This is a genomic window from Variovorax sp. CF313 (genome assembly GCF_000282635.1).
Lineage (GTDB): Bacteria > Pseudomonadota > Gammaproteobacteria > Burkholderiales > Burkholderiaceae_C > Variovorax.
The window spans coordinates 59,542-68,171 of the sequence record NZ_AKIW01000011.1 but is presented as its reverse complement, the minus strand read 5'-3'; the positions used below and the strand labels follow the sequence as shown (position 1 = coordinate 68,171).

7 protein-coding genes are annotated in these 8,630 nt (G+C 67.6%); 3 read left to right on the top strand and 4 right to left on the bottom strand.

The genetic code is table 11. The features are described from left to right. Positions 1-62: 62 nt before the first annotated feature. The 3 genes from PMI12_RS03445 to PMI12_RS29170 form a co-directional block, all read right to left on the bottom strand. On the bottom strand, positions 63-626 hold the full coding sequence (locus PMI12_RS03445) for an OmpA family protein (protein WP_007829163.1): 564 nt from the start codon (positions 624-626) through the stop codon (positions 63-65). A gap of 84 nt (positions 627-710) precedes the next feature. Beyond that, positions 711-1,370: an OmpA family protein gene (locus PMI12_RS03440; protein WP_007829161.1), complete on the bottom strand. Its 660-nt coding sequence runs from the start codon at positions 1,368-1,370 to the stop codon at positions 711-713. A 196-nt stretch (positions 1,371-1,566) separates the two neighbouring features. Next, complete coding sequence (locus PMI12_RS29170) at positions 1,567-1,728, bottom strand: hypothetical protein (protein ID WP_007829159.1); 162 nt, start codon at positions 1,726-1,728, stop codon at positions 1,567-1,569. Between PMI12_RS29170 and mltA the strand changes: the two genes are divergently transcribed. Together mltA and PMI12_RS03430 are read left to right on the top strand one after the other, a co-directional pair. After that, positions 1,727-2,875, top strand: coding sequence for a murein transglycosylase A (mltA, locus tag PMI12_RS03435; RefSeq protein ID WP_042672767.1), 1,149 nt, complete (start codon positions 1,727-1,729; stop codon positions 2,873-2,875). The two genes, PMI12_RS29170 and mltA, sit on opposite strands and share 2 nt — an antisense overlap. A 125-nt stretch (positions 2,876-3,000) precedes the next feature. Beyond that, positions 3,001-5,268 carry a PhoX family protein gene (locus tag PMI12_RS03430; RefSeq protein ID WP_007829156.1) on the top strand — a complete coding sequence of 756 codons (2,268 nt, stop codon included), beginning with the start codon at positions 3,001-3,003 and terminating at the stop codon, positions 5,266-5,268. 123 nt (positions 5,269-5,391) lie between these two features. On the opposite strand, the gene PMI12_RS03425 is transcribed toward PMI12_RS03430, so the two are convergent. Beyond that, on the bottom strand, positions 5,392-5,859 hold the full coding sequence (locus PMI12_RS03425; RefSeq protein WP_007829154.1) for an Lrp/AsnC family transcriptional regulator: 468 nt from the start codon (positions 5,857-5,859) through the stop codon (positions 5,392-5,394). 105 nt (positions 5,860-5,964) lie between these two features. Between PMI12_RS03425 and mdeB the strand changes: the two genes are divergently transcribed. Then, positions 5,965-8,622, top strand: coding sequence for an alpha-ketoglutarate dehydrogenase (gene mdeB / locus PMI12_RS03420; RefSeq protein WP_007829152.1), 2,658 nt, complete (start codon positions 5,965-5,967; stop codon positions 8,620-8,622). The last annotated feature ends 8 nt before the right edge of the window (positions 8,623-8,630 follow it).

The window sequence follows — 8,630 nt, the reverse complement described above, 5'->3', positions numbered from 1 at the left end:
CGCAGGTGTTGCCCCCTGAAAGGGGGTTGGCGAAGCGACACGAAGTGCGCGAAGCCTGGGGGTCAGGCTTTCTCGGCGACGAAGATCTCGACGCGGCGGTTCTGTGCGCGGCCTGCGACCGTGCCGTTGTCGGCCAGCGGCTCGCGCGAGCCGCGGCCGTCGGTCGTGATGGCCGTGGTCGACACGCCGCGGCTCACCAGGTGGTTGCGCACGCTGTCCGCGCGGCTCACCGAGAGGCGCTCGTTGCCTTCCTCGCTGCCGGTGTTGTCGGTATGGCCCACCACGCGCACGCTGGCGGCGGTGGCGCTCTTCAGGCCTTCGGCGACCTTGTCGAGCACCTGCGCGAGGTTGCGCTTGACGTTGGCGCGGCCGGAGTCGAACGACAGCTCGTTCGGGATCACCACGTGCAGCTGGTTGTCGGCGGTCTGCTCGATCACCGCGCCCGTGCCCTTGGTGGAGGTTTCGAGATCAGTCTTCAACGCGGCCAGGCGGGCCGTCCAGCTGTTGGCTGGCGCGGCCGTTGCGGCGGCCGGCGCGGCGGTGGCCGGCGGCTGCGACTGCGAAGCGCAGCCCGCGATGAAAAGCAACGCGGCCGCGGCCGCACTCGAAACAACGAACTTCCTCATGAGATTCCCTCTTAATGGACCAATGGAACGGTAGTGGCGGGAACCGGCCTTTCAGCGCGGCCGGTTTCCCCATGCGGTGAACGCTCAGCCTCGCGGCCCGCGCTCACCCATGTAGATTTCGACGCGGCGATTCTGCGCCCGGCCTGCGTCGTTGTTGTTGTCGGCAATGGGTTCGTGCGAACCGCGGCCCTCGATGCGGAAGATCGCTGCGTTCACGCCGTGCGCCACGAGGTAGTCGCGCGTGCTGGCCGCGCGTTCGACCGACAGCGGGTTGTTGATGGCGTCCGAGCCGGTGCTGTCGGTGTGGCCGATGATGCGCACCTCGGCGTTCGGGTTGTTGCGCAGGCCGTTGGCGAACTGGTCGAGCACCGGCGCGAAGTTCGGCTTGATGTTGGCGCGGCCCACGTCGAAGGACACGTCGCTCGGAATCTGCAGCTTCAGCTCGTTGTTGGGTGTCTGGGTCACGGCGACGCCGGTGCCCTGCGTGGCGGCTTCCATCTGGCGCTTCTGGTTTTCCATGCGCTGCGACCACAGGTAGCCGCCGAGCGCGCCGGCGGCCGCGCCGACCACCGCGCCCGTGCCGATGGCACCGCGGTTGCCGCCGGTGGCCGAACCGATGGCGGCGCCGCCCAGCGCGCCGATGCCGGCGCCGATGCCGGTGTTGCGCTGCGTGTCAGTCATGCCGCCGGCGCAGCCGGACAGGATGAGCGCCGTGGCGGTGGTTGCGAGTACGAACTTTTTCATGGCAATCCCTTTCAAGGATGATTCAGGCGGGCCACAGCTTAGCTTCCGGGCGTACGCGATGGTACGGGCTCAAAGCCCTGGGGAAAATAAGAAAAGTTTCGCCATCGCGCGTCAATGCTGCGATGATTGCTACTAAAGTAATAGCAATGGGGCGATTGTCCGACATGGCTGCGCGGCGCGGGACTGCGCAAGCAATTCACGTTTCCGGCGGCGGGTTCCCGTTGGTGGCGTCGCGGCCGGCTTCGGGTGGGTCGTCGTCGTGCAATTCGCCCTTGTTGCGGCCGGAAAACATGGTCCACCAAATGATCAAGATGAACACGAGTCCCGCGGCGAGGGCTTCAAGCAGAATCAAACCCATGAGAAATGGACTCCAGTGGCTGGTCGGGCTTGTGATCGTAGCAACGCTCGCCGCCTGTTCCACCGGCCCGCGCACGCCCGAGGCCCCCGCCCGCCCCTCCGCCACCCCGCCGCGCGACCTCGGTCCGCTCACCGGCTCGCTCGCGCATCCCAAGAGCCGCTGGGTGCCGGTCGGCTGGACGGAACTGCCGGGCTTCGGCGAAGACCCGCTGCACGAGGCGTGGATCGCGCTGCTGGCGAACTGCGTGCGACCCAACGCCGCCTTCGCGCCGCTGTGCCGCGACGTGCGCCAGCTGACCATCGCCACGCCCGAAGAGCAGCGCCAGTGGATGACCGAGCGGCTGCAGCCCTACCGCGTCGAGGCGTTGAACGGCCAGACCGAGGGCAAGCTCACCAGCTACTACGAGCCGGTGTACGAAGCCTCGCGCGTGCCCACCGCCACCTTCAACGTGCCGATCTACCAGGCCCCGGACGGCCTGGTGCCGCGCCGCCCGTGGTACACGCGCCAGGAGATCGAGACCCTGCCCGAGGCGCAGGCCGCGCTGCGCGGCCGCGAGATCGCGTGGATGGCCGACCCCATCGACGCGCTGATGCTGCACATCCAGGGCTCGGGGCGCCTGCGCATCACCGAGGCCAACGGCTGGCAGCACACCGTGCGAATGGCCTTCTCGGCCACCAACGAGCAGCCCTACCGCAGCGTGCAGCAATGGCTGATCAGCCAAGGCGTGGCCAAGGTCGGCAAGTGGCCCGACGACACCAAGGCCTGGGCCGCGCAGAACCCGCAGCGCGTGTCGCAACTGATGTGGAGCAACCCGCGCTACGTGTTCTTCCGCGAAGAGACGATGAGCGAGGTCGACGCCGCCTTCGGCCCGCGCGGCGCGCAAGGCGTGCCGCTCACGGCCGGCCGCTCCATCGCGGTCGACCGCGAGAGCATCCCGTACGGCACGCCGGTGTGGCTGGCGTCCAGCGGGCCGGCGGCGCAGCTGCAGAAACTGGTGGTGGCGCAGGACACCGGCAGCGCCATCCTCGGCGCGGTGCGCGCCGACTACTTCGCGGGCACCGGCGCCGATGCGGGCCGCCTCGCGGCGAGCATGAACCAGCCGCTGCGCCTGTGGGCGCTGTGGCCGAGGCAGTCGCCCGCTCCCTGAGCAGGGCGCGGCACTTGGTGGCTCAATTCAACCTGACGGGAAGCTGAGTGTTTCATTGAGCCGTCATACGAAGTGCCTAACTTCACGGGCTGGTTTCCCCCAATCCATGAAGAAAGACATTGCGCATGACCGCAAATACCCGCACCGACGATCCTTCGGTCGACCTCGACGACATCGGCACCAACCCCACGTCGAACTCCTCGTTCACCGACCTGATCGCCTCGCGCCTGAGCCGCCGCCACCTGTTCGGCCTGGGCGTCGGCACCGCCGGCACGGCGCTGCTGCAGGCGTGCGGCGGTGGTGGAGGTGGCGGCACCGCGTTCCCGGTGCTGCCTCCGGCACCCGCTCCCGCCCCGGCGCCTTCGCCAGCGCCCGCACCCGCACCCGCACCTGCCGCTGCGATGAAGCTCGGCTTCAATCCCGTGGCCAAGAGCCTCGCCGATGTCGTGACCGTGCCCGCAGGCTACACCGCCAGCGTGCTCTATCGCCTGGGTGATCCGATCGCTTCGGGCGTCGCCGCCTACAAGAACGACGGTTCCGACGACGCCACCACGTACGACCGTCGCGCGGGTGACCACCACGACGGCATGACCTACTTCGGCATGAACGCGTCGAACAAGTGGGACCCCGCCGGCGCATCGCGCGGCCTGCTCGTGATGAACCACGAGGCCATCACGCCGTTGTTCCTGCACCCCGCCGGCCAGACCATCAGCGGCACCGGCAACGCGGCCGCGCGCACCGTCGCCGACGAAGTGCTGCGCGAGTTCTACCTGCACGGCGTGAGCCTGATCGAGGTCAACAAGAGCGGCAGCACCTGGAGCTACAAGCAGGACTCGACCCTCAATCGCCGCGTCCACACGCTCACCGAGATGAGCTTCTCGGGCCCGGCCGCCAAGACCGACTACCTGAAGACCAAGTACTCGACCGACGGCAGCAAGACCCGCGGCACGCTCAACAACTGCGCCAACGGCACCACGCCGTGGGGCACGTACCTCACCTGCGAGGAAAACTGGGCCGGCTACTTCCGCCGCATCGCCGCCAACGACAATGCCAACCGTACGGCCAAGGAATTGGCGTCCTTCAGCCGCTATGGCGTTTCGAGTACTGGCCGCGAGCTGTGGGCCACCGTCACGCCCGATACGGCCGACAACCTCTACGGCCGCTGGAACACCGAAGTCGTGGTCGTGGGCGGCACCGCCGCCGACGACTACCGCAACGGCTCCAACACCTACGGCTGGGTCGTCGAGATCGACCCGTTCAACCCCACGAGCACGCCGAAGAAGCGCACTGCGCTCGGCCGCTTCGGCCATGAAGGCGCCTGCCTGGGCCCGGTCGTGGCCGGCAAGCCGCTGGTCTGGTACATGGGCGACGATTCGCGCAACGAGTACATCTACAAGTTCGTCTCCACGAAGAACTGGGACGCGGCCGACATCGGCGGCGGCATGGCCGCCGGCGACAAGTACATGGACGACGGCCGCCTCTACGTGGCCAAGTTCAAGGCCGACGGCACGGGTGACTGGCTCGAACTGAAGCTCGGCGTCAACAACATCACCGCGAGCTACTCCGCCTATGCCTTCGCCGACGCGGCCGACGTGGTGGTCAATGCGCGCCACGCCGCCGACGCCGCCGGCGCTACCAAGATGGACCGCCCCGAGTGGACGGCCGTCAACCCGAAGACCGGCGAGGTCTACGTCACGCTGACCAACACCAACGCCAGCTCGCGTCCGATCGGCAAGACCGACGCCGCCAACCCGCGCTTCTACAACGACAAGACGACCACCGGCACGGACCAGAAGGGCAACCCGAACGGCCACATCGTGCGCTTTGCCGACACCAACGGCGACCCGACCGCGGTGACCTTCAAGTGGGACGTGTACCTGTTCGGTGCTCGTTCGACTGCATCGGCCGACGTGAACCTGTCCGCCCTCGGCGCCGACAATGACTTCTCCAGCCCCGACGGCATGTGGTTCAGCCAGGCGGCGCCCGGCCTGCTGTGGCTGGAAACCGACGACGGCGCGTACACCGACGTGACCAACTGCATGCTGCTGGCCACCCTGCCGGGCAAGGTCGGCGACGGCGGCGCGAAGACCATCACCAACGTCGACGGTTCCACCACCGCCACGCAGGCCACCTTCATCGGCAAGGCCCCCGGCACCGACGGCCTGCGCCGCTTCCTGGTCGGCCCGATCGACTGCGAGATCACCGGCATCGCCGAATCGGGTGACGGCCGCGCGCTGTTCGTGAACATCCAGCACCCGGGCGAGAGCACGGCCAAGGGGAACATCTCCGATCCGACGAAGTTCCTCAGCCACTGGCCCGATGGCGGCAACACCCGCCCACGCTCGGCAACCATCGTCATCACGAAAAACGACGGCGGCCTGATCGGCCTCTGATCGTCGCAGGAGCCAGCCCCCTTTCGGGAAACACCGAGGAACCGGCTTGGCCGGGCCTCTGGTGCTGCCCCCGGCGAGGGGGAAGGCGAAGCGACACGAAGTGCGCGAAGCCTGGGGGAGTACCTACTCCCTTGGCAACGGCAGCGCCGTCTTGTATCTGACCTGCTTCAGTGCAAAGCTGGAGCGGATCTTCTCGATCCCCGGAATCGGCGTGAGCTGTTCCAGGATGAATTTCTCCAGCGCCGCCATGTCAGCCACCGCGATGCGGATCAGGTAGTCGCTGTCGCCCGTCATCAGGTAGCACTCCATCACCTCGTCGTGCTCGGCGATGCGCTGCTCGAAATCGGCGAGCGACTGCTTGCTCTGCGTCGTGAGGCTGATCGAGATGAACACGTTGAGCCCCAAGCCCAGCGCCTTGGCGCTGAGGAGCGCCACATAGCGGCCGATCACGCCGTTCGCTTCGAGCACCTTCACCCGCGCGAGGCAGGGCGATGGCGACAGGTGCACGCGCCGCGCCAGCTCCACGTTCGACAGCGCGCCGTCGCGCTGCAGCTCGTCGAGAATGCGCAGGTCGATGGCGTCGAGTTGCATGAAATGCTGGAAGGTTGAAGATTGACGGAATTTTATGCTGCGACGCTTGCAGGGAATTGGCTTCGCCAGTAGCTAATTTTTCGTGTGGCGGCCTAAAGTGCCGATATGAACGCCCCGATTTCGCCCGACCAGATGCGTGCCCTGCTGCTCGACACGCCGCTCTCGCACGACCCCGACCCCGCCGAGACCGCCGAATGGCGCGACGCCTTCCTGGCGCTGGCGCAAACGCAGGGGCCGCAGCGCGCAAAGCAGATGCTGGTCGAGCTGGCCCGGCTCGCGCGGCAGCAGCGCATCGGCTGGCAGCCCGAACTCGCGACGCCGTACGTCAACACCATCGCGGTGGAAGACCAGCCGCCGTTCCCGGGTGACCTCGCCATCGAGGAAAAGCTCGCCTCGCTGATGCGCTGGAACGCGCTCGCGATGGTGGCCAAGGCCAACCAGGCGTATGGCGAACTCGGCGGCCACATAGCCAGCTACGCGAGCGCGGCCGACCTGTTCGAAACCGGCTTCAACCACTTCTTCCATGCGCGCAGCGAGCAGCACCGCGGCGACCTCGTGTTCTTCCAGCCGCACAGCGCGCCGGGCGTCTATGCGCGCGCCTACCTCGAAGGCCGTCTCGGCGAAGAAGACCTAAACCACTACCGCCAGGAACTCACCGCGCCCGCCTTCACCGACGGCAGCGGCGCGCGCGGCCTGTGCAGCTATCCGCATCCGTACCTGATGCCGGACTTCTGGCAGTTCCCCACCGGCTCGATGGGCATCGGCCCCATCAGCTCGATCTACCACGCGCGCTTCATGCGCTACCTCACGCACCGCAACCTGCTGAATTGCGAGGGCCGCAAGGTGTGGGGCGTGTTCGGCGACGGCGAGATGGACGAGCCCGAATCGATGAGCGCGCTGACGCTCGCCGCGCGCGAGAAGCTCGACAACCTCGTGTGGGTGGTCAACTGCAACCTGCAGCGCCTGGACGGCCCGGTGCGCGGCAACGGCCGCATCATCGACGAACTCGAAAAGCTCTTTGCCGGCGCGGGCTGGAACGTCGTCAAGCTCGTGTGGGGCAGCGACTGGGACGGCCTCTTCGCGCAGGACGTGAGCGGTGCGCTCGCGCGCGTGTTCGCCCACACCGTCGACGGCCAGATGCAGACCTTCGCCGCCAAGGACGGCCGCTTCAACCGCGACAACTTCTTCGGCCAGAACCCCGAGCTCGCGCGCCTGGCCGAAGGCATGACCGACGAGCAGATCGACCGCCTGAAGCGCGGCGGCCACGACCTCGTGAAGATCCATGCGGCTTACGCGGCAGCGGCCAGGCACAAGGGCCAGCCGACCGTGATCCTCGCCCACACCAAGAAGGGCTACGGCATGGGCAGCGCCGCGCAGGGCAAGATGACCACGCACTCGCACAAGAAGATGGGCGACGTGGACCTGATCGAGTTCCGCGACCGCTTCAACCTGCCGCTCACCGATGCGCAGGCCATCGCGATGGATTTCTACCGCCCGGCCGAGGACAGCGCCGAGATGCGCTACCTGCGCCAGCACCGCGAAGCGCTCGGCGGCGCCATGCCGCGCCGCGAGACCGCCTGCGACATCGTGCCCAAGCCCGATATCGCAAGCTACGCGCAGTTCGCGACCGCTGCGGCCGGCAAGGAGATGAGCACCACCATGGCCTTCGTGCGCATGCTGGGCAACCTCATGAAGGACGCTGCGCTCGGCCCGCGCATCGTGCCCATCGTGGCCGACGAGGCGCGCACCTTCGGCATGGCCAACCTGTTCAAGCAGGTGGGCATCTATTCGAGCGTGGGCCAGCGCTACGCGCCCGAAGACATCGGCTCGGTGCTGAGCTATCGCGAAGCGACCGACGGGCAGATCCTTGAAGAAGGCATCAGCGAAGCCGGCGCCATCGCGAGCTGGACGGCCGCGGCCACCAGCTACAGCGTGCATGGACTGGCCATGCTGCCCTTCTACATCTACTACTCGATGTTCGGCTTCCAGCGCGTCGGCGATGCGATCTGGGCCGCGGCCGACCAGCGCGCACGAGGCTTCCTGCTCGGTGCCACGTCGGGCCGCACCACGCTCGGCGGCGAAGGCCTGCAGCACCAGGACGGCAGCAGCCACCTCGTGGCCGCGACCATTCCCAACTGCAAGGCCTATGACCCGGCCTATGCGGGCGAGATGGCGGTGATCGTCGACGCGGGCATCCGCGAGATGATGGTCGAGCAGAAGGACGTGTTCTATTACGTCACGCTCATGAACGAGAACTACGCGCAGCCCGATGTGCCGGAAGGTGCGGAAGGCGACATCCTGCGCGGGTGCTACCGCTTCGGCGTGTATTCGCCGGCCTCCGGCAAGGCGAAGAAGAAGGTCACGCTGATGGGCTCGGGCGCGATCCTGACGGAAGTCGTCAAGGCCGCGCAGCTGCTGGCCGATGAAGGCATCGAGGCCGAGGTGTTCAGCGTCACGAGCTGGAGCGAGCTTGCGCGCGACGGCCAAGCCTGCGAGCAGCGCGCGCTGGCTGGTGAAGAAGCCGGCACGCCCTTCATCGCGCAGCAGCTCGGCAAGGGCAGCGGCAAGGCACCGGTCATTGCCGCCACCGACTACGTGCGCGCCGTGCCCGAGAGCGTGCGCGCCTTCCTGCCCGAAGGCCGCCGCTACCTCACGCTGGGCACCGACGGCTTCGGCCGCAGCGACACGCGTGCGGCGCTGCGCGGATTCTTCGGGGTGGATGCCGCGAGCATTGCAAACGCCGCGCGGCACGCGCTGAACTGAGCGCCGGC

Bases quoted from the DNA above. Each gene is read 5' to 3' on its own strand.
- PMI12_RS03445 (WP_007829163.1), bottom strand. From the start codon at position 626: ATGAGGAAGTTCGTTGTTTCGAGTGCGGCCGCGGCCGCGTTGCTTTTC.
- PMI12_RS03440 (WP_007829161.1), bottom strand. From the start codon at position 1,370: ATGAAAAAGTTCGTACTCGCAACCACCGCCACGGCGCTCATCCTGTCC.
- mltA (WP_042672767.1), top strand. From the start codon at position 1,727: ATGAGAAATGGACTCCAGTGGCTGGTCGGGCTTGTGATCGTAGCAACG.
- PMI12_RS29170 (WP_007829159.1), bottom strand. From the start codon at position 1,728: ATGGGTTTGATTCTGCTTGAAGCCCTCGCCGCGGGACTCGTGTTCATC.
- PMI12_RS03430 (WP_007829156.1), top strand. From the start codon at position 3,001: ATGACCGCAAATACCCGCACCGACGATCCTTCGGTCGACCTCGACGAC.
- PMI12_RS03425 (WP_007829154.1), bottom strand. From the start codon at position 5,859: ATGCAACTCGACGCCATCGACCTGCGCATTCTCGACGAGCTGCAGCGC.
- mdeB (WP_007829152.1), top strand. From the start codon at position 5,965: ATGAACGCCCCGATTTCGCCCGACCAGATGCGTGCCCTGCTGCTCGAC.